Source organism: Bacillus sp. FJAT-27986, assembly GCF_001685035.1.
Taxonomy (GTDB): domain Bacteria; phylum Bacillota; class Bacilli; order Bacillales; family Pradoshiaceae; genus Pradoshia.
In genome coordinates, this window is the sequence record NZ_MAYV01000001.1 from 518,495 (window position 1) to 539,218 (window position 20,724).

The 20,724-nt window shown below is 36.4% G+C and carries 18 protein-coding genes and 1 pseudogene; 6 read left to right on the forward strand and 13 right to left on the reverse strand.

The genetic code is table 11. The features are described from left to right. Nucleotides 1-135 precede the first annotated feature (135 nt). The 4 genes and pseudogenes from A8L44_RS02415 to A8L44_RS02430 all read left to right on the forward strand — a co-directional run bounded on the left by A8L44_RS02415 (nt 136) and on the right by A8L44_RS02430 (nt 3,625). On the forward strand, nt 136-777 hold the full coding sequence (locus tag A8L44_RS02415; RefSeq protein WP_066100995.1) for a Bax inhibitor-1/YccA family protein: 642 nt from the start codon (nt 136-138) through the stop codon (nt 775-777). A 153-nt stretch (nt 778-930) separates the two neighbouring features. Beyond that, complete coding sequence (locus tag A8L44_RS02420; RefSeq protein WP_066100997.1) at nt 931-2,151, forward strand: MFS transporter; 1,221 nt, start codon at nt 931-933, stop codon at nt 2,149-2,151. Between the two features lie 92 nt (nt 2,152-2,243). Next, nucleotides 2,244-2,449: pseudogene (locus A8L44_RS02425) on the forward strand (zinc ribbon domain-containing protein). A 225-nt stretch (nt 2,450-2,674) separates the two neighbouring features. Further along, entirely contained in the window at nt 2,675-3,625 is a 951-nt protein-coding gene (locus A8L44_RS02430; protein WP_066101002.1) for an NADP-dependent oxidoreductase, read from the forward strand. Between the two features lie 178 nt (nt 3,626-3,803). Here A8L44_RS02430 and A8L44_RS02435 read toward each other — a convergent pair whose 3' ends face one another. The 8 genes from A8L44_RS02435 to A8L44_RS02475 form a co-directional block, all read right to left on the reverse strand. Then, nucleotides 3,804-5,342, reverse strand: coding sequence for a solute symporter family protein (locus tag A8L44_RS02435; RefSeq protein WP_066101005.1), 1,539 nt, complete (start codon nt 5,340-5,342; stop codon nt 3,804-3,806). After that, nucleotides 5,343-5,678: a DUF485 domain-containing protein gene (locus tag A8L44_RS02440; RefSeq protein ID WP_066101009.1), complete on the reverse strand. Its 336-nt coding sequence runs from the start codon at nt 5,676-5,678 to the stop codon at nt 5,343-5,345. It lies immediately after the preceding gene. 288 nt (nt 5,679-5,966) lie between these two features. Further along, entirely contained in the window at nt 5,967-6,422 is a 456-nt protein-coding gene (locus A8L44_RS02445; RefSeq protein ID WP_066101010.1) for a hypothetical protein, read from the reverse strand. A gap of 177 nt (nt 6,423-6,599) precedes the next feature. Further along, nucleotides 6,600-7,979, reverse strand: a complete 1,380-nt coding sequence (locus A8L44_RS19300) for a murein hydrolase activator EnvC family protein (protein WP_066101013.1) — start codon at nt 7,977-7,979, stop codon at nt 6,600-6,602. A 428-nt stretch (nt 7,980-8,407) separates the two neighbouring features. Then, the gene (gene ku / locus A8L44_RS02455) at nt 8,408-9,235 is read right to left on the reverse strand and encodes a non-homologous end joining protein Ku (protein WP_066101014.1); all 828 of its coding nucleotides are present in this window, start codon (nt 9,233-9,235) and stop codon (nt 8,408-8,410) included. Between the two features lie 70 nt (nt 9,236-9,305). After that, nucleotides 9,306-10,514 carry a non-homologous end-joining DNA ligase gene (gene ligD / locus A8L44_RS02460; RefSeq protein ID WP_066101015.1) on the reverse strand — a complete coding sequence of 403 codons (1,209 nt, stop codon included), beginning with the start codon at nt 10,512-10,514 and terminating at the stop codon, nt 9,306-9,308. Beyond that, on the reverse strand, nt 10,511-11,452 hold the full coding sequence (locus tag A8L44_RS02465) for an ATP-dependent DNA ligase (RefSeq protein ID WP_066101018.1): 942 nt from the start codon (nt 11,450-11,452) through the stop codon (nt 10,511-10,513). Before A8L44_RS02465 ends, ligD begins: the two co-directional genes overlap by 4 nt. A 391-nt stretch (nt 11,453-11,843) precedes the next feature. After that, nucleotides 11,844-12,632, reverse strand: coding sequence for an SDR family oxidoreductase (locus A8L44_RS02475; RefSeq protein ID WP_066101027.1), 789 nt, complete (start codon nt 12,630-12,632; stop codon nt 11,844-11,846). A gap of 224 nt (nt 12,633-12,856) precedes the next feature. Between A8L44_RS02475 and A8L44_RS02480 the strand changes: the two genes are divergently transcribed. After that, on the forward strand, nt 12,857-13,897 hold the full coding sequence (locus A8L44_RS02480) for an AI-2E family transporter (protein WP_066101033.1): 1,041 nt from the start codon (nt 12,857-12,859) through the stop codon (nt 13,895-13,897). Between the two features lie 110 nt (nt 13,898-14,007). On the opposite strand, the gene A8L44_RS02485 is transcribed toward A8L44_RS02480, so the two are convergent. The 5 genes from A8L44_RS02485 to A8L44_RS02505 form a co-directional block, all read right to left on the reverse strand. After that, the gene (locus A8L44_RS02485) at nt 14,008-14,712 is read right to left on the reverse strand and encodes an ABC transporter ATP-binding protein (protein WP_066101037.1); all 705 of its coding nucleotides are present in this window, start codon (nt 14,710-14,712) and stop codon (nt 14,008-14,010) included. After that, nucleotides 14,709-15,521: an ABC transporter permease gene (locus tag A8L44_RS02490; RefSeq protein WP_066101040.1), complete on the reverse strand. Its 813-nt coding sequence runs from the start codon at nt 15,519-15,521 to the stop codon at nt 14,709-14,711. Before A8L44_RS02490 ends, A8L44_RS02485 begins: the two co-directional genes overlap by 4 nt. A 69-nt stretch (nt 15,522-15,590) precedes the next feature. After that, nucleotides 15,591-16,088: a nitrous oxide reductase accessory protein NosL gene (locus A8L44_RS02495; protein ID WP_066101044.1), complete on the reverse strand. Its 498-nt coding sequence runs from the start codon at nt 16,086-16,088 to the stop codon at nt 15,591-15,593. Continuing rightward, nucleotides 16,085-17,359 (reverse strand): right-handed parallel beta-helix repeat-containing protein, encoded by a 1,275-nt coding sequence (locus A8L44_RS02500; protein ID WP_066101047.1) that lies wholly within the window; start codon nt 17,357-17,359, stop codon nt 16,085-16,087. Before A8L44_RS02500 ends, A8L44_RS02495 begins: the two co-directional genes overlap by 4 nt. Nucleotides 17,360-17,881: 522 nt before the next feature. Beyond that, the gene (locus tag A8L44_RS02505) at nt 17,882-19,087 is read right to left on the reverse strand and encodes a helix-turn-helix domain-containing protein (protein ID WP_066101050.1); all 1,206 of its coding nucleotides are present in this window, start codon (nt 19,085-19,087) and stop codon (nt 17,882-17,884) included. 152 nt (nt 19,088-19,239) lie between these two features. Between A8L44_RS02505 and A8L44_RS02510 the strand changes: the two genes are divergently transcribed. After that, nucleotides 19,240-20,508 carry an MFS transporter gene (locus tag A8L44_RS02510; RefSeq protein ID WP_066101053.1) on the forward strand — a complete coding sequence of 423 codons (1,269 nt, stop codon included), beginning with the start codon at nt 19,240-19,242 and terminating at the stop codon, nt 20,506-20,508. Nucleotides 20,509-20,724 lie beyond the last annotated feature (216 nt).

The window sequence follows — 20,724 nt, forward strand, 5'->3', positions numbered from 1 at the left end:
GTTCTTATTTTTATTATATAAAATCCATTTGTATTTGTCTCTACTATTTCTATGTAAAAATCAGGATATTCCTTGACGCCTTTGATATAGTTAATCGTAGATACATATATGATAAATAAAAGGAGAGGTAAATAAATGAATTCATATACGGAAACCAATAAATATCACATTCCAGCCGTTATCAGAACTTTCGCTTTATCATTAGCTATTTCTTTAATTGGCTTTATTGTAGGTAATTTTGTTCCTCCATCCTTGTTCTTGCCACTGATGATTATAGAATTCGGTATGCTTATTGCGGCGTTTTTTGTGAGAAGAAGGAAAATTCTCTCATATAGTTTCTTATATGCGTTTACTTTTATATCAGGCATCACCTTATATCCTGTAATCGCAAACTATTTAGTAACAATAGGACCGCAGCCCATTATCATGAGCTTGGCTGCTACAGTAGTTGTATTTGGCGGACTCTCTCTCTACGCCGCGACAACAAAGCGGGATTTAACATTTTTAAGCGGATTTCTGTTAGCCGCATTGCTCGCCATCCTGGTTATTGGGATTTTCAATATTTTTTCACCTTTATCTTCTACTGCCATGCTTGTCTATTCATTTATAGGTATACTCGTATTCAGCGGATACGTATTATATGATGTGAACCGTATGAAACAGTACGGAGTACCTGAAGATGAAATCCCATTGGCTGCACTCAATTTATATCTTGATTTTGTTAACCTGTTCCTTTTTATCCTTAGATTTATTGGTATTTTATCTTCGGATGATTAGGCAAAAAAGAACTGTGAATAACCTTCACAGTTCTTTTGTATATATATTCCAATCCATTTATGATAAGCATTTAAGAACACTTAATGTACATAATTTCTCATCCTGTGTGGCAAAGTAATTGCATAGAACTGCTTAGAGAGATGAGGGAATTAAATGAGTTCACAAACGGATACCGATAAAATTAGTTTTTGGTGTTTGGCCAGTATAGCAGCAGTGCCACTAATAATGACATTAGGTAATTCAATGCTTATCCCTGTTCTACCTATTTTAGAAAAGAGAGTTGGAATCTCCTCTTTCCAATCCAGTTTGATTATTACAAGCTATTCAATCGCCTCCATCCTTTTAATACCGATTGCAGGATATTTATCCGACCGTTTTGGGAGGAAAATGATCTTACTGCCTAGTTTAGTTTTAGCTTTTATCGGCGGGCTAGTATCAGGCTTTGCCTCTTGGAAAATGGAAAATCCATTTATGGTCATTATAATAGGACGGATCATTCAAGGAATAGGATCATCTGGTGCTTTTCCAATCATATTACCCTTAGTTGGCGATCTTTTTAAAGACGATGATAAAGCAAGCTCTGTTCTGGGAATTGTGGAAACATCCAATACCTTTGGAAAAGTTTTAAGTCCCGTACTTGGAGCTGCATTAGCCATTTCTCTATGGTTTCTTCCTTTCTTTGCTATCTCTTTTTTAAGTTTAGTCACATTTTTTATGATTCTTTTTTGTATAAAGTTGCCAAAGAAAACAGAAGAACCTCCTACACTAAAAGAATTTTTAAAGGATACCAAAAAAATATTTAAGAAGGATGGGTCATGGTTATACAGTGTATTCCTGACAGGGGCATTCGTCATGTTAATATTGTTTGCCATCCAGTTTTATTTATCTTCCATACTTGAATCCAAGTATGATATTCATCAAATTAAAAAGGGACTTGTGCTTGCTGTTCCCCTATTTTTCTTGTGTGTTGCTTCATTTATCACCGGAAAAAAAATAAAAGATAATATTAAATTAATGAAAATCCTAATTCTGGCTTCTATCATTGTTAGCGCGATTGCCATCACCTTTACAACTTATTTCGATAATATCTATATATTAATCGGAGTATTATCGATTTTTGGTGCCGGCCTTGGGACGATTTTACCGTCACTGGATGCAATTATTACTGAAAACATCGATAAAAAACAAAGAGGAACAATCACATCTTTTTACAGCTCGGCACGATTTTTTGGTGTAGCAGCAGGTCCTCCACTCATGTCTTATTTTATGAAGCATAATCAATCTTATCTTTTTTATAGCTTTGGTGCTATTTCATTGATTTTATTCTTTATTGTTCTCAAATTTATAAAGAGTGATGAAAAAGCAGCTACCTAAAAAACATGTCCCACGCCTATATAGGCAACTGGGACATGTTTTTTAATGTTATAATTATATCGGAAATTATCTTCATAAAGGAGTGATTTGCTTTGTCACAATCAGGATGTTTAAATGTGGAAGCCTTGATGCCAGCCAAAAAGAAGTTTCTATGACAGGAACCGGTCTGTCAAAAATGTTTGATATTCAAAATAATCAATTTCTCGTAGTTTAATGCAATCATTGTGGCTATTCGGAGTTTTATAATAAAAAGTCCTCTGCTAGCAGCAATGTTTTAGACATTTTCTTTAGAGGATGATCATCCCTCCCTTCTCCTCCGTCTTACTTATGGCAGTAATCCATACCTTCCTCAAAATTAGATAACTCAATCCTCCATTTATAAGATAAAAACTCAATTAATCCTCTTAGGATAAATTTCCTGTTTTTTATTCATTACACGTTAAAAACGGTTACCTTCTTTTGTACAGGGAATGAACATAATAAGGATTTCCAAAGCCTTAATTACCAGTCAAGGAGGAATTATATGCAAAATACCAAGATGAAAGCAATAGTAATAGAAGAGTATGGCGGACAGAATGCTTTAAAAGAAAAAGTAGTTGAAAAGCCGCCTCTATTAGATAATCAGGTCTTAATCGAAGTAAAAGCTGCATCCGTCAATCCAATTGATTGGAAATTAAGAGAAGGCCATCTTGCTGATCAATATGCATTCGAATTCCCTATTATATTAGGCTTGGACGTTGCAGGAATTGTTAAAGAGGTTGGTAAACACGTCGTTGATTTTACAAATGGAGACAGGGTATTTGCACGTCCCGATACAACTCGTTATGGAGCCTATGCTGAATACACAGCTGTTGATGAATTACTAATTGCGAAAATCCCTGATAATTTATCTTTTAAGGAGGCTGCATCCGTCCCATTGGCTGGAATGACGGCATATCAGTGTTTATTTGATGCATTGGAAATTATGGAAGGACAGAAAATTCTTATTCATGGTGGTGCAGGAGGTGTTGGTTCGTACGCAATCCAATTAGCTAAACTTAAAGGAGCCTATGTAGCCACCACAGCCAGCAAAAAAAACCATGGATTTTTAAGGGAATTAGGAGCCGATCTATGCATTGACTACCATACCGAAAATATAGAAGATAAATTGACAGAATACGATGCTGTTTTAGATACAATTGGGACATCCGTTCAAACTGCCAGCATGAAAATCCTACGTCGAGGCGGCAGATTGGTATCCATTGTAGATCCGCCAAACGAAGAATTAGCCAATCGCTACGGCATTACAGAAGAATTTGTATGGTTAAATCCAAATGGTAACCAGCTAAAAGAATTGGCTAAGCTTCTTGATGAGGGAAGATTGAAACCAGTAGTTGGTGAAACCTTCCCTTTAAATGAAAAAGGTGTTAAAAATGCACACGAATTAAGTGAATCCTCTCATGCGAGAGGAAAAATAATCTTAGTAGTTGATTAATATTTAGTTATTTCTTGGGAAATGATAAATAAAGCAGGCAGAGGAGTCACGTGTACGTACCTTTGCCTGTCTTTTTCATTGGCTCAATTGCATGTAAAAAGAGGCCGCTGTAAGTCATTAAATAACCTACGAACAGCCCCTTCCCTAATTTATGCTTGACCTAAAAGAGGTCATACCACTATTTTATAGTATCTAAACCCGTATTAGATTTAACCAAAATTTCATCGAACTTCGCTTCATCTTCCTTCTTACGAGATAATAATGTCCCTATAAATCCAGCCAGAAACCCTAGCGGAATGGATACCAGACCAGGTGTTGACAAAGGAAATAAAGGGTCACCAACCAGTATCGCCGCTCCAGCTTCCGGATTAAACACGTTAGGGCTGACTAAAACAAGTCCAACTGAAGTGATTAAACCTACTACCATTGCACTGATAGCACCAGTAGTGTTAAATTTCTTCCAGTAGATTGTATAAATAATTACAGGTAAATTTGCACTGGCAGCCACGGCAAAGGCTAATGATACAAGAAAGGCGACATTTAAATTTTGTGCTACTAAAGCCAAAAGAATCGATAAGACGGAAACACCAACAGATGCATATCTTGCCATCTTAACCTGCTCTTTTTCAGTTGCCTTTCCTTTTCTCAATATCTCATTATAAAAATCATGGGCAAACGCAGATGCCCCAGTTAATACAAGACCAGCAACAACGGCCAATATTGTCGCAAATGCAACTGCCGAGATAAAAGCAAACAATATATCCCCACCAATAGCCTTGGCTAGTAATGGTGCTGCCATATTCCCTGCTGCATTCGCGTTTACTATATCAGCATTACCCACAAAAGCTGCTGCTCCAAATCCAAGGAAAATGGTCATGACATAAAAAATCCCAATGATCCAGGTAGCATATACAACTGAGCTTCGCGCTGTTTTAGCATCCTTTACCGTAAAGAATCGTACAAGGATATGTGGCAAACCAGCGGTTCCAAGAACAAGTCCCATTGTTAGCGATAATGTATCTAGGCCATCAGTGTATTTTACCCCCGGATTCAGGAACGCCTCCTTTAATGGAGTAGCTGTACTCATCTGTTCAAACATACTTGCAATATTAAAATTAAATTTGGCAAAAACGATGAATGAAATGATAAAGGTCCCTGCCATCAGTAATACAGCTTTGACAATTTGAACCCAGCTAGTAGCATGCATGCCACCAAAAATAACGTATATGGTCATGAGAGCTCCAACAATTAAAACGGAGGTGGCATATTCTAAGCCCAGCAATAATTTAATCAGTGCTCCTGCCCCTACCAACTGAGCAATCATATAAAATATAGAAATAGACATCGTATTAAAAGCAGCTACACCACGTATTTTTTTTGCATCAAACCTTGCTGCCAGCATGTCTGCCAATGTATATTTTCCCAGATTTCTAAGTGGCTCAGCCACCAAATAAAGTACAACCAAGTAAGCGACCAAAAAACCTATACTATAAAAGAAGCCATCAAAACCTGTTAAAGCGACTGCACCGGCTATTCCCAAAAACGAAGCTGCAGACATATAATCACCCGCTATTGCTAAGCCATTTTGCCAACCGGTCAGACCACCTCCTGCTGTGTAAAACTCACTCGCATTGTTTGTTCTTTTAGAAGCCCAATAAGTAATGAGCAAAGTAACAAATACAATAGCGAGAAACATAAAAAAAGCCGTATAATTCATCTACTGTTTACCCCCTATTTTCAACACCTTATCACTTAAGCGGTCAAATCTGGTTGCTCTTTTAGAATAGATCATACATAACGTCCACGTCATAATAAACTGTGCAAATGCAAATACCCACGCCCAAGTGATATGTCCATAGAAAGAATTATTCAGCACCGATGAATAGGATGTCATTATGGGAAGTGCAAAATAAAAGATTAGGAAAAACAAGGTTAAGGGTATTATAAATTTTTTCTTTTCATTTAAAAGTTGTTGAAACTCTGGACTTTTTACAATAGCCGAATAATCCCTTTTCCCCTTTTGTTCCTCCTTGGATAACATTTTTTCTTCCATCTTAATCCCCTTTCTAATATTTAATTGAAACGCTTACAAAATATTCTAAATATTCTAAACACTATTAGTATACTTCATTCAGAGCCTTTGGTAAATCAATATTTAGGCTTATTTTTATACAAGTTAAAATGAGGTTTGAATATGGGAGACCGTTTATTGAAAAAGGATTTACATACAGCAATTCCAGTCAACTAAACACTACAAAAAAGAGTTATTTAAGTAAGGATGTTGCTAATAGCATATAAAAAAGAGATAGCTTTTTGCTATCTCAGTGGTTGAAAGAAGTATTTACCTTTTATCCAGATGATTCTTTAGAATTTTATAAATGAGAATACCAGCTAAAATCCCCACCAATGAAAAAATAATCCCTTTAAGGATGTCTTGTGGTTCATTTAAGTCTTGTTTAAATTCATATTCTTCTCTTCTATCTGCTTTCACATATTGACCATCGGATTCTTGTACGGCTAACGCTTCCTCTGTACTAACCTCTTTAATAGTAAAGTATTTAGTACCTTTCGGATAAGCATTAGAAAAATTACCCGATTGCGGTTCCATATCCGAATACTTTGTTACTTGTCCAATTTCATCCCCAATTTCGGTCACAGATTCTTCACTTACCTCATAGACATACCCGCCCCAAACCACAAACGGATATAACCATTTAGTTGCCATTGCTTTTGCTGGTAAAAATGAAGTAAGTAAAACAAATAAGACTGTAATCAAAAGCAGATATTGTTTTTTCAACTACATTCCCCCTTTTTCGGGATTATTACTCATTATTCAAGTTTCATTGATAGTCTTGTTGAAATAGCCTACCTCAATCTTTAGTAAAATATCATTATTTTTATAATACCACAAAATGGATATTCGTTTTTTATTTAAGAGCACAAAAAAAGAGACCTAAAATGGCCTCCTTTAAAATCAATTTATATAATCCGTAGGATTTATAGCATTGGCTTTACTTTGTGTCCAAGGTCCTTTATGAAGCTCAAAGTGTAAATGCTGACCCGTTGAACGTCCAGTATTCCCCATCAAACCGATTTGTTGACCCTTGCTGACAGTTTGTCCAGTACTTACTCTCATACTATTGTCTCTCATATGCGCATACACAGTTGTGTATTGTTGTCCATTAATATAGTGAGTGATAAATACTACATTACCATAACTGGAAGATTTGTAAGCTCTAGATACAACACCGCTTGCAGCTGCCACGATTGGAACAGTACCAGATGTTGCAATATCAACTCCGCCATGTGATTTTCCCCATCTTGGGCCATATCCAGAAGTATAATACCCTGCGGATGGTTTCATGAATATACCAGATGAGCTGCTTGGAGCAGGTGCACTGTATGTTGGTTCACTGGCTTTTTTTGGTGCACTAGATTTTTTAACAGATGAACTTTCTACAGATGCACTGGAGGAGGATTGTCTCTTTTTAGCTTCCTCTGCTCTTTGTGCTGCAAGTTCAGCCTGACGTTTTTTCTCTGCAGCCGCCTCTGCCACTTTTTGCCTTGCAACCTCAGCCTGACGTTCTTTTTCCTGCGCAATTGCTTTGCTTAAAGCTGTTTCTTGGCCAGCTAAAATAGAAGATTCTTCTTCCATGCTTAATTTATGCTCTTCCAAGTGTTTCTCTTCAAGTTTAAGCTTTTTCATAAGTTTATTTTTTTCTTGCTTCTGATTCTCTTGTTTTGCCTTCAAATTTGTTAATTCTTTTTTCATAGATTCCAAGCTTTGAAGCTTAGTTTCTACTTCTTGCTTTTTCTTCTCTAAATCCTTTTTATCTTTTTCTTGTTCAGCGATTAGATCATTATCAGCTTCCATTATTGTAGATACGGCATTCACCCGTTCAACAAAGTCGCCAAAACTGCTTGCTCCTACTACAACTTCCAGATAATTCATTTTACCGCCTGTAACCTGGTAGGATCTAGCACGTTCTTTTAATAATTCTGTTCTTGCTTCAATCTTCTCTTCAAGTACTACGATATCTTTTCTTAATTGTTCAATATCCTTTTTTGTGTCGCCAATTTTTGTATTTATTTTATCTATTTTTGAATTTGTTTCAGTAATCTCTGATTCCAGCTTTTTAAGTTGTGCTGTTAAATCAGTTTGCTGATCTACTACATGACCGATAGATTCGTTTGTTTGATTAATATCTTGATTTACTTTCTCTTTTTCGCCTCTAATTTGATTCTCTTTTTTCTCTAATTCTGATAAGGATGCAGCCGTAGCATATCCTCCTGATAATAATGACCCTGCACCAACTGCTAAAGCAATGTTAAACGCAATAAATGACTTCTTCAAGCAATGATCCCCTTTCAATGTCTCACATGTTAGTTTGTATCTTGCTTCTCTCTATATAAGTGACTATTAAAATAAGCGACTATTAAAAATTCATATATATATAATTGCCAATCAAACCAATGATTGGTACTGCCTTATTATATCAATCTGACAATTTTTTTCTACCATTCAAACATTACATTTATATTTCGCGGAATTTCGATCTTGTAATATATTTAATAAAGTCCATTTTTCTAGTAATTTCGACATACTTTTTGCTAATAAAACTACAATTCGCTATTAAAAATGAATCTTTTCACCCATAGAAATAAGCCTGGTCTTTCAAAAGGAAAACAAAAGTTTATATTTTCTGAATTATTGGATAATAATAAAAAGCCTGTTTCTTTACAGAAACGGCTTCTAAAACAGGCTTATCTATTCAAAATAAATCAGGAAGTCTCTTTTTTCCTGCGTGGGGCTCTTTTTCTGGCTGGCTTTGTTGCTGGTTTTGTTTGGTCAATAGATGCCTGGAGTGCTGCCATAAGATCAACAACATTTGATGCTGTTTTCTTTCCAGCTGTAGGTGTGACCGTATCGGATTGTTTTTTCTGCTCAATCAATTCAAGTAAAGCTGTCCGGTATTCATCATGATATTTAGATGGATCAAATGTGGTAGTCAACTGATCGATTAATAAAATAGCTGTATCCAATTCCTTCTGTACAATTTCTTCAACAGCGGGGATATTGGGTACATCTGCAGCTTTTCTTACCTCATCAGGAAAATGAATGGTCTCCATTAGTAAAGTATTTTCTAAGATTCTGACCACAGCGAGCGACTCCTTTGCACGGATCGTAATTTTCGCCAGCCCAACTTTTCCTGATTCCTCCAACGCCTTCCTCAACAGGGAATAAGCTTTTGTACCGCCCTCATTTGGTGACATATAATAACTCTTATCAAAATAAATAGGATCGATTTCATCTATTTTGACAAAATCGATAATTTCAACTGCCTTGTCCTCTTGCTCTTTCTTCAATTTTTCCAGTTCTTCATCATCGAGCACAACATATTTTCCTTTCACGTACTCATAGGCTTTAACAATATCCTCTTGGCTCACCTCTTCTCCGCAAACTGAACATACTTTCGAATATTTGATAGGCGCATGGCATTTATTATGTAAGGTGCGCAGGGATATATCTTTATTCTCCGTTGCCGCATGAAGCTTTATTGGTATACTGACAAGACCAAAACTAATGGTTCCCTTCCAAATTGTATGCATAAATACACCTTCCTTTTTTTGTATATTATATCCAAACTAATTAATTTTAAAATGATTATTCAAGGTGATGTTATGGTTTATGTTCTTTTTTAATGAAGTCTATGATTTTTTTCATTTGGTTCGATTGATCAACTGTAAAGTAATTTTCAAACGGATTCATTCCCTTTACTAATCTATCCTTAACAGTTTTCATTGAGTAATGCTCTGTCTGCAACCCGCTCTTTACTTCATCCCAAAACAATGGCGCTGCAACAGAGGGGAAGGCTGTTTCCCTCGGTGAATACGGACAGATAATCGTCTTGTCTTTGTCATGTTGAATATAGTCTATATAGAGACGATTTGCTCTATTTTTTTTCATCCGTTCTATTGTAAAATTGTCCGGAAAACGATTAATTAGATAGAGAGCAATGAATTCGGTAAATATACGTGTTTCCGCATAACTGATTGTAGCTCCCTTCAATGGAAGATGAATTTGAATCCCCTTTCTGCCTGATAACTTCACGAAAGCCGTTAACTGAAATTGATCGAGTATTTGTTTCATTTCCAGTGCAGCTTTTACAGCCAAGCGTAAATCGCCTAGTTCAGGTGGATCAAGATCAAACACGATTTCTGCCGGATTTTGTTTTTTAATATCATTAAAGGGAATATGAAATTCAATGGCTGCCTGATTCCCGAGCCATAAAAGAGTTTCGATATTATTACATACGGTATAGTAAATATCATGGTTCATATCCGTTTTTACAAAATCAGGTGCATAGTCAGGTGTTGCTTTTTGATAGAATCCCTGAGAATCGACACCTTCTGGATATCTTTTAACTGTTAAGTGCCTGTCCTTTAAAAAGGGCAGCATAAAGTCTGCGACAGTAAGAAGGTATTCCAAATACATTTCTTTGGTCACTGATTGCTCTGTCCAGATGATTTTCCCTGGATTCGTAATGGCTACCTGTTCATATTGGGACAGTACTAATTTCGTCCATGTACAGGCTGTCCAATTCTCAGTCACCGCCAGGCTTATATAGACCGGAGAATTTAATTTATAATTTGTTACTGCCTTGTATGCCACTTGAATGCAAATACCAGGAGGGACCTTATAAATTTGGTTTTGCTGTGCTTTCCCAGTTTGATGTAAAATACCTAAAATTGCCTCGCGCTCTTCATCAGTAAATGCTTCTTTTACTTCAGCAACCTCAATGATTTTTTCTTCATGAAGAACTGCCACTGTACAGACTTTATTTTCACTATCATATTTAGTTAAAAAACATAGACCTGTATATCTCATATCTCAAGCTCCAATAAACATTCCTTTGGATTACGGTCGACAAATGATTCTAATAAAGGCTGCCTTAATGTCATAGATTCTGTCCATTCCAGATAAGAGACCTTCACTGTATAAATGGGTTGTATCCAGTGATACTGCTTTGTATTTCCCACTTTTGAGGTGAAAGGATTTTCAGTTTGTAAGGCTTTTTCCATAAATTCTTTAATCACCTTCCACTCATCCAGCTTATAGCGTCCTTTTCCTGCACGACCAATATACTTGAGTCCTCCCGAGGAGTCATACAATCCCAGTACTAAGGATTGCAGTTCACTCCCCTTTGTCACATATCCCCCAACTATAGCAATGAGGTCTTTATAAAATTTCACCTTCTGCCACCGACCGTCTTTCCCATTCAAGCTATAGGGTTTACGCAAATCCTTTGCAACGATACCCTCTAATCCCTGCTCCTTGATGGCCTCGTATAATGCCTCTCCATTCGAAAAGCTTTCTACAACCTGTACATTCTCTGTTGGCGTAATTATAGATGACAATAATCTTTGACGTTCTGCAAGTTCGTCATCAATAACCCATTTTCCATCCAGGTAAAGAATATCAAAAATCATATAGATGACAGGTCGTTCCTTTATGGAAAGATGAATCAATTCTGATCGGTTCATCCGGTCCCGCTTCATTACCTCATGAAAAGATGGCTTTCCATCTTGCATAGCGATAATTTCGCCATCCAAAATTACAGAGGATGCAGAACAATAGCTGCCTAAATCCGTAAACTCCGGATATTGCTTTGTTCTATTATTTAAATTACGATTAACCAGCTCTACTTCATCATCTATTTTGTAAACTAACATCCGCACACCATCCCATTTAACCTGGAAGATCCATTCCTCCCCTATTGGTATAACTTCAGCGGAAATCGGCTCAAAGGGTTTTATAGGGTCCATATTTTCACCTTCCATCTAATAGTGCAACAGCATTCGACATTTCATATTTATAGTATGGGAATAAAAACAAAGAATATGTCAGCGAGTGAATGAATTCCGCCGGAATCGTTGTCATTATTTTATGAGGCAGTAGTATCATTAGAGGATTATAAAACCTCCAACGAACTAAGTAACTTGGCTTCAAAAATTTTGGAGGCATCTGAAGAGACAAAACATATGATCCATTACGGTGTTTAAAAGAAATCCTTGCTAAAGATACAAAAAAGATAGCCATTGCCTTGGCTACCTTTTGGGTGCTATCTATTAAATGATGATTACTATAATTACAGAATCTTTTATCAAATAACCGTATCTTATTTACTGGATGTAAATTAATCTACAATAAACTCACTTACAGTAATGATTCAGTTCCATCGACATATATTTCGGTACCGGAAACATGACTTGATTCGTCAGATGCAAGGAAGTATACCAAATTCGCTACCTGTTCAGCTGACCCCGGACCATCTGCCAATGGCTGCATTCCCTCAGGATATTCGATTGGTATTTCGATTTCCTTTAAACTTTCAGACTTAGTTGTGCTGTTATCGATATTTGTTTCAATTGCACCAGGACAAATAGCATTAACCCGAATTTTATATCTGGCCAACTCTAAGGCTGCCATCTTCATAAATCCAATTTGTCCGGCTTTTGAAGTACTATAGGCTGCCATACCAAAACCAGCGAACCGTCTATTTCCATTGATTGAGCTTGTGATTATCATGCTGCCACCTTGCTCTTTCATATAAGGAATGCAGTATTTAACAAACAAGAATGTGCTTCTAAGGTTCGTTTCAATTACTTCATTCCAATCCGAAATTTCAAATTCTTCAATAGAAGATAAGGTCCCGTTTATACCAGCGTTACTGAAAAGAATATCAAGCCTTTCCCACTTATTCATGACCTGTGAAATTCCTTCACGAATTTGGGCTTCATCACGGATATCAACCTGATAAACACAGGCTTCTCCTCCTGCATTTGTGATTTCTTCCTTTACTTTCTCTGCATTATCAAGATCTATGTCCATAATACAGACACGAATGCCATTGTCCGCAAACTTCTTAGCTGTGGCTGCGCCAATCCCAGAACCTCCACCAGTTACGATTGCAACTTTACCCTTTGATTTTTCAGATAACGCCATACGTTTCATCTCCCATGCACATTTCTATTTATCTACTTATTTATCCAATAAGTACAATATTGAAACGTATGCCTGAACAGTTTATACATATATTCATAGAACATTTCCTATATTCCACCAATTTTTAAAAAATTATTTCCAAACCCTCTTATAAACCGTACTACTAACAGATATAATTAACATATCAAGCATACGGTGCTGCCGAAAGGAGAAACAACAGGTTTATGTTTTCACTCAACCAATTTATAAAAAGCAGAGGGTTCGTCCGTTTTCTCACCATCTTATTTTTGATAGGGATTTTCTATGCCCTTAGAGGTATGATGAATTTAGTTCTATTCACTTTTATTTTTATTTTCTTAATGGGCGGTTTGGAGAGAATCATTTCATCGTCCCTATCAAAATTCAGCCCAATACGAGTTAAACCACAAATAATAATTTTCCTGCTCTACACAGTCATAATTTCCTCTTTGGTTATGATCGTATATAAATACATACCTATCATTACAATGCAAATAACCGACCTTGTAAAAGTAATTATTGATTTTTATAAACACCCGCCTGATAACACAGCAATCGATGTTGTGATCAGTGCAATGCAGAAATTTGTATCACCTTCTGAAATTGAGGAAAATGCAGTGGCACTGTACAGTTATGCTGCGAATATCGGTAAATTAAGCCTGCAGTTATTTTTAGCTCTGCTGCTAAGTTTATTCTTTCTTTTGGAAAAGGAAAAAATCAAACGATTTACCGGTTCATTCAAGAAAAGCAAACTGGGCGTTTTATTCACTGAATTAGAGTATTTAGGTAATATCTTTGTAAATTCATTTGGTAAAGTTATTGAAGTTCAATTTTTAATTGCATTTGTTAATGCTATATTATCGACTATTATTCTATATTTCTTAGGATTTCCACAGCTATTAGGGCTCGCATTTATGATTTTCCTATTGGGACTTATTCCTGTTGCGGGTGTTATTATTTCCTTAATTCCTCTTTGTACAATTGCCTATAATATTGGCGGAGGAGTGCATGTTTTATATATAGTTATCCTAATAGCAGCCATACATGCTTTGGAAAGTTATGTACTAAATCCTAAATTCATGTCGGCCAAAACTCATTTACCTACGTTTTTCACATTCCTGGTATTGGTGTTCGGTGAACATTTCCTTGGAATATGGGGCTTGATTTTAGGTATTCCTATTTTTATCTTCTTATTAAATATGCTTGATGTTCCAGATGCTGAAGTGACTGAACCTAAGAATATATAATGGATCGTAAAATAGGCATGAGTTTCGGAATCTTTCGAACTCATGCCTATTGTTATTCTTAAATATAATTCAACCGTACATCTTACAGAGCACGGCTGCAGTCCACCCTTTTATATTCGTTGTCTGTACAAGGTTGATAGCTCTTTCGTAAAACCATCAATATCAGAAAAATCATTTTCAAGTGATTGAGCCAGCTGCCCCTTTTCAATGAATAACACCCGGTCGGCAAGTTCTGCGGCAACATCCATCATATGAGTAGAGAAAATCGTAATCGTGCCTGCTTCTTTAAGCTTTTTAATCATTTCTATAAATTCATTAATCCAGTAAGGATCGAGCCCATTGGTCGGCTCGTCCATAATTAAAAGTCTTGGTTCAGCTAAAATCGATTGGCCGAATAACAACCTTTGTCTCATTCCTTTAGAAAGATTTTTTACGAGCTCTTTCCGCTTGTCGGTTAATCCCAAACGATCAATCACCTCTCTCACTCGTTCATTGGAAATCTCTCGGATAGCTGCATAAAAAGACATAAACTCTCCCACATTCATGTCGCCCTGAGCATAAAATTCATCAGGCATATAACCGATCAATGATACATATTCTTTATTTTGTGCAGTCATATTGACCCCATCCAACAGAACGGTTCCGGCTGAGGGGGAAGAGATACTGGCCAAAATATTCAGGATAGTACTTTTTCCAGCACCATTCCCTCCGCATAAAGAAACACATTGCCCTTCCTTCACTGCCAACGAAAATGGCTGCAACGCTGTATTGGTTTTATAGTGTTTTGAGATATCAGTCACTTCTAACCCTGTCATTGTGCTCTTCTCCTTTTTAAATACCAAATTGCAATAAAGCCTAACGCAGCAATAAATACAAACGCATATAAGAATAGTACACCCCATACAATTCCTTCATTAAATAGCGGAACCAATCCATCATAGGCTTGGCCGAAGATAGAACCGCCGTCCAATCTAATCACCAAGAAAAAGCGTAAGAATTCTGCTGGATTTATGATCATCGCAATTTTCATAAGCACTCCTATCATTGAATAAGGTAAAGCACCTAAAATAGCAATTAACGCAGTCGGCCATATCATAATAAGAAGAAACCAGACTGCAACAGATAGAGTAAGTGCCTGCCATTTCGTGCTTACAAATGATCCTATAAAAAGGCCAAGTGTCAGGAAAAACAAGATTAACAGCATACTAAATAGAAAAAGCACAAGCATCCAAGTTAACGAAATATCAATCCCAGTCAGCAACCCAATTACCATACTCAACCAATACGCCAGTGAAAAACACACTGCCTGGGCAGTAAACTGGCCTCCAAGTTTACCAAAGAAGTAGGAGACGATATCTAATGGATACGTACATAATAATCTCCATTGGCCATTTTCCATTTCATTAGCTATTGAAAAAGAGCCAAAAATCAACATAAATAATGGCAATATATATAACATAATATTAACGACTGTTCCCGTAATATTTGTATATCCTGAGATTGCTCCATTTGTCCGCTCCAATGCCAATAAAAGAGAAATGACAACAATCCATAGAATGGCGATTGAATAATACGAACGGCCCCGTGATGTCATTCTCCATTCAGAGCTCCATATGTTCCACATTCTTCTTACCTCCCGTGACGACATCTAAATAAAAGGCAACCATGCCGGCTGCCTTGTTTTTTTCACCTGTTAACTATGGCTATGACTGTCCGTTTCCTTATGATTCATCTCTTTATGCTGTTTCCAATCATGTTTTTGTAAATCTTCATAGGATAATAAACTTCCCCCTGATTCTTCAGCAAATTCTTCAGCACTTGATTGGTCTTCAAAAGAAATTACATTGTATGACATTGGCGTCTTGATTTCTTCTCCATATACGAAATAGGATTTTTCAACTTCTATCCATTCTTTAGAATGATAATCACGTACAAAGGTCTTCTCAATTTCCTTATTCTCGTTTTCATCTGTCCAATTAAACATGCAACCGATATCATCAAAAACAAATGTTTTACCATCAGTTAAGATAATTTCTGTTGCATGCTGATTATCCGCAACCGACATATTACAGTTTGCGCATGTGTCAGTCTTCGAATTAATTTCCACTGGCTCAGTCGATTCATTACCGCAAGCAGACATAAGCATAACTGCAATTCCGATTAACGCAATTTTCCATAATGATTGTTTCATCGTTGTTTCCTCCCTTTTATGAATAGAAATAAACTGCCTATATACAATAATCCGCTGACTATCCATACTGGCAGATCAGCTTGATTGTTTTGATTGTTTGATTGGATAGGGTCCATTAAGGGACCTGAGTCCGTTAATAGCTCTTCATCGGTACTTTTCAGCATTTTTTGCAGAATTGTCATGCCCGGTGCCTGAAAAAAGAGTTGATACTCAGGAACTTCCTCTGTCAAAGCCAGAAAATAAGGATCGGCTCGGTAGATTAAATTACTTATACCATCTCCGTCTGAATCTATTTTCGCTGATGCGTCCCAGTAGTTCCCATCCAATTGATTCCCTTCACTTTCAATAGCCTGAGCGTCATTTACATTACCCAGAAAATCATTTTGATAGATTCGATTATTCTCTGATTCTTTAAACTGAATACCTACAAAATTTGATTGCAGCCTGTTATCCTTAACGGTATTCACATTGGCCTTTTCAATAAATATGCCAATCCGGTTATTGTGAATCTCATTTGTTTCAACCGTAACATTCCTAGAGTCATATAGTAACAAACCCTGAGAATTCACATTTTCATTATTTTCGGTGAATGTATTCTTACGTACCATTGCATCTTCAGCACCCATAATCATGGCGCCGGTAAAGTTATTGAATGATTCATTTTCTTCAATCAAACAGGAATTGGAATACATTAAATGCACCCCATAATGGGCATCCCAAATTTTATTATTTTTAAATGTATTATGGTGGCTGTATTCTACATAAAATCCATCCTGAACATTCCGTATTGAATTTTTACCGAACGTGTTGTAATTTGACTCCCACAGATTAATAGCATGGCCTTCAGATGTCCCTGTAAATGAACTTTCTAGCACACTTACATGATTCGCCTTATCCAGTTTAATACCAGTCCCAGCTGACTTGATTGTGAGATTGTTAAGTTTATGATAATTTCCAGCCAGCACAATTGCAGATTCCTCAATTGGTAGGCGTGTTGCCTCTATTTCAATATTTGATATTTGTACACCCTCACCAGAAATGTTTATAAAGGATCCCTCTCCTGTATAACTCAGCACTGTATTTTCTGTTCCTTTAATGGTCATTGGCTTATTAATGGAAACCGGATCTTCATAGGTACCGCTTTTAACAATCAATGTTCCTCCAATGGGCGTTTGGTCAATTTGCTGCTGCAGAGTTGATTCTGCGAAACTACTCGGTTCATATATAATCCATAACGCTACAAACACTAAAAAGATGCGTAACCTTTTCATCATTAACCCACCTTTTTCTATCAATCGTTTGCTCCACTTTAAGCAGTTGATGGTATGATCATATTCATTATAATTTATATAATTATTTTACTTGAAAAATAATTATATTTTCCAGCATAAAGGTATCAAGCCCATCATCATATTGTATTAGGAGCTATTTTATGGAGAATTTTATATGTTTCAGCATAGAAGTTTAATAGGTTAAATTTACAGGCAACTATTATTGCAGAAGATTATTCTTGTGCAGGGGAAGTAACCAGGGAGATATTAGAGGGATAGGAAGAGTTCTTGCGAAGCAATGACCGAATAGGGTAAGTAAACTAACCGAAAATCTTAATAGACATTTGAATGCCAGATATGAATGGATTGGAACATAAAATAAAAGCCCACTACCATCTGTCAACATTATTATCACCACTGTGTCCTAACGACATTGTATATTTAGGTGAAGCGTTTACAAACGTTAACCTAAATCTTTGAAACAAATGGATAAAGGAACTGAATGAACAGCCACACATAATTTCAATGTACAGTTCCATTATCATTTAGCAATGTTTCTTTAACCTCAACAGCCCTTTTATAATAAATAGATTTCGGCATATTCTTTATTAAATCACATGTTTTGTTAATTTGCTCCAGGGCTTCATCCTTGTGGCCCTGTTGATTTAAACAAAGAGCAATATAGATTCCTGCAGACTGTACCATTCCTACATCGATTGGATGCACCAACGCACCGGATAGATGACATTTAAGCAGATTTTCCAAAGCTCGATCAATTTCTCCCAGACCATATAGTGCTTTCCCATATTCCAGATAATAAAGTTCGTCTATCTTTTCCGGATTTATCGCAAATTCTTCTAGGTAGTGAATAGCTTTTTTGTAGTCTTTTGTTATTTCATTATGATAAACCGCATATAAAAGTGGAAACATCATCAATGCAATCTTATTTTCCGAAAAAATCGCATATTGACGAGATTTACTGATTAATCTAAGAAACTCCTTATCATCCTTCATCACAAGCGGATAATTGGAAGCAATCCTGTATATATCATCCATACGATAATAGACATTCGTCTCTTTGGACAATGCGATGGCTTCCTGCATTCTTGTATGGGATTCTTTATATTCTTCCAACGCTAATAAGACGATTCCTTCATCCAATAAAAGCTTTAATTGAAATACCGTATTTTCTTCAAGTCCATTACCAGAGTAGAATTTTCTAATTTCATTCAAAATGGATAAAGATTCATCCCAATTTCCATGAGACAAACGATACTGATGATAAATCCATAATGTTTCAGCACTGTCTAAGAATAAAGAATTCATCTTAAAATAGGAGGCTGCCAATTCGATATATTTCTTCATGTTTGGTTTATCTAAATAAAGGCCTGCTTCCGCATAAAGGCTGTATAACTTCGCCTCCATTACTCCCTGAGGCATATTTTCAGAAACCACATGGGATAATTTATCGTAAATAGCTGAATAATTCTCTTGTTTTTTATCATTCTTTATCTCATTTAATAAAGGTAGATAATCCTCTTTCTCATTCAGAAGATCACTAGGTTCACAACCAAGCTGTTGAGCAAGATATTCAAGTGTGCTCATCGATGGGGTTGCTTTACTGTTTTCAATTTGGCTCAGCATTCCTTTTGTCAATCGATTTCCAGCCAACTCGGATTGGGTCATCCCTAAAGCTTTCCGTAACGTTTTAATTTTATTGCCCAGCATGGTTATCCCCTCCTTATGGAAAGTATACGGTAAATAATTCTGATCCACAAATTAAAGTTTAATTATTTTAAACTTTTTGTTGACTTCCAAAAATTAGTATTTATATAATAAGTTTAATGACATTAAACTTTTAAACTAAAGGAGAAAAGCCCATGAGTGTACGTTATACCGAAGCAGAACAAGAGAGATTAAGCGCAAGGAATATTTTATTGTTTTTTATTGGAAAATTTATTTCATTATTTGGTGCAAGCATCTATTCATTCGCCATCGGATTATACATTTTAAAAATTACCGGTTCGGGTACAAGTTTTGCACTTGCTCTTGTGTTTGCCTCTGTTCCCAGAATTATTTTTGGACCAATTGCCGGAACCCTTGCAGATCGCTTTAACCGCAAAACAATCATTATATTGACGGAAATTCTTAGCGGAATACTCATGTTTTTTATGATTGCCTATTCTCACTTTTCGGGGCTCTCACTTGCATTGTTATATACATCAGAAGTACTGCTAGGGATTTTTTCTACTTTCTTTTCTGTGACTGCATCTTCAACCATTCCCTCAATGGCTGGGGATAAATCTATACAAAAGGCTGGCTCTTTAAATCAATCCGCATCATCGCTTGCCGGTATACTCGGTCCAATCATAGCTGGTATTTTATACGGGTTCTTAGCAATTGAGGAAATCATTCTGCTAACTGGAATCACCTTTATACTTGCCGGTATAATTGAATTATTTATTATTTTCAACCTGTACACTGAGAAAGCGGCACAACAGGAAAAGACGCAATTCATGAAGAGTTTGGCTGAAGGCTTCTCCTATTTAAAAGAAAACGATTTTTTATTCTCCCTGCTCAAAGTATCACTTTGGATTAACTTCTTCTTTGCGGGTATAAATGTTGCAATCCCCTACATCCTGAACACATCACTGAATTTTTCTTCTCAATCATACGGAATTGCTGCTTCGATGGTATCTGTTGGAGCACTTATCACATCATTGATCATTTCACAACGTCCTGAAATGAAAGATAAATTAAAGAAAATTAGATTGGGCTTAATTGGTTTAGCAATACTTGTCATTATGATTGGCTTGCCTCCTATGCTCCAAATGACTTCTGTGATTGCCAATGTCAGTTACTACATCATCGTCCTTGGAATGATAGGTTCCATCGTCATGGTTGTAAATATTCCTATTCATGTATTAATACAGCGTACAACCCCGAGCCACTATCTTGGTCGTATTTTCGGATTAGTTGAAACGATTGCATCTGCAATCTCACCGCTTGGGATGATTCTTTTCGGTGTCTTGCTTGACTACATACCAGCTTTTTATATACCTCTCATCACTGGATTTTCACTGCTCTTAATTAGCTTTCTTGCCATGTCAAAAGTAAAAGAACCAAAGGAATCTGAATTGGCAAGTTAATGATAAAGAAGTATCGCCCGGCTTGGGTTATATCCAGCCGGGCATTTTTATACTCCCCTAATTGTTTTTACTCGATTATAGGCGTATCTTGCAGATTCCTCTATAATGAATTGATTCTGATTGAATTTCTAGCTGGTTACTGTCTGTATCGACTTCGATTCGAGCCGAATCGGGCTAGATTCCGGCTGATTCACTGCTTTAATACAGCCGATTCCT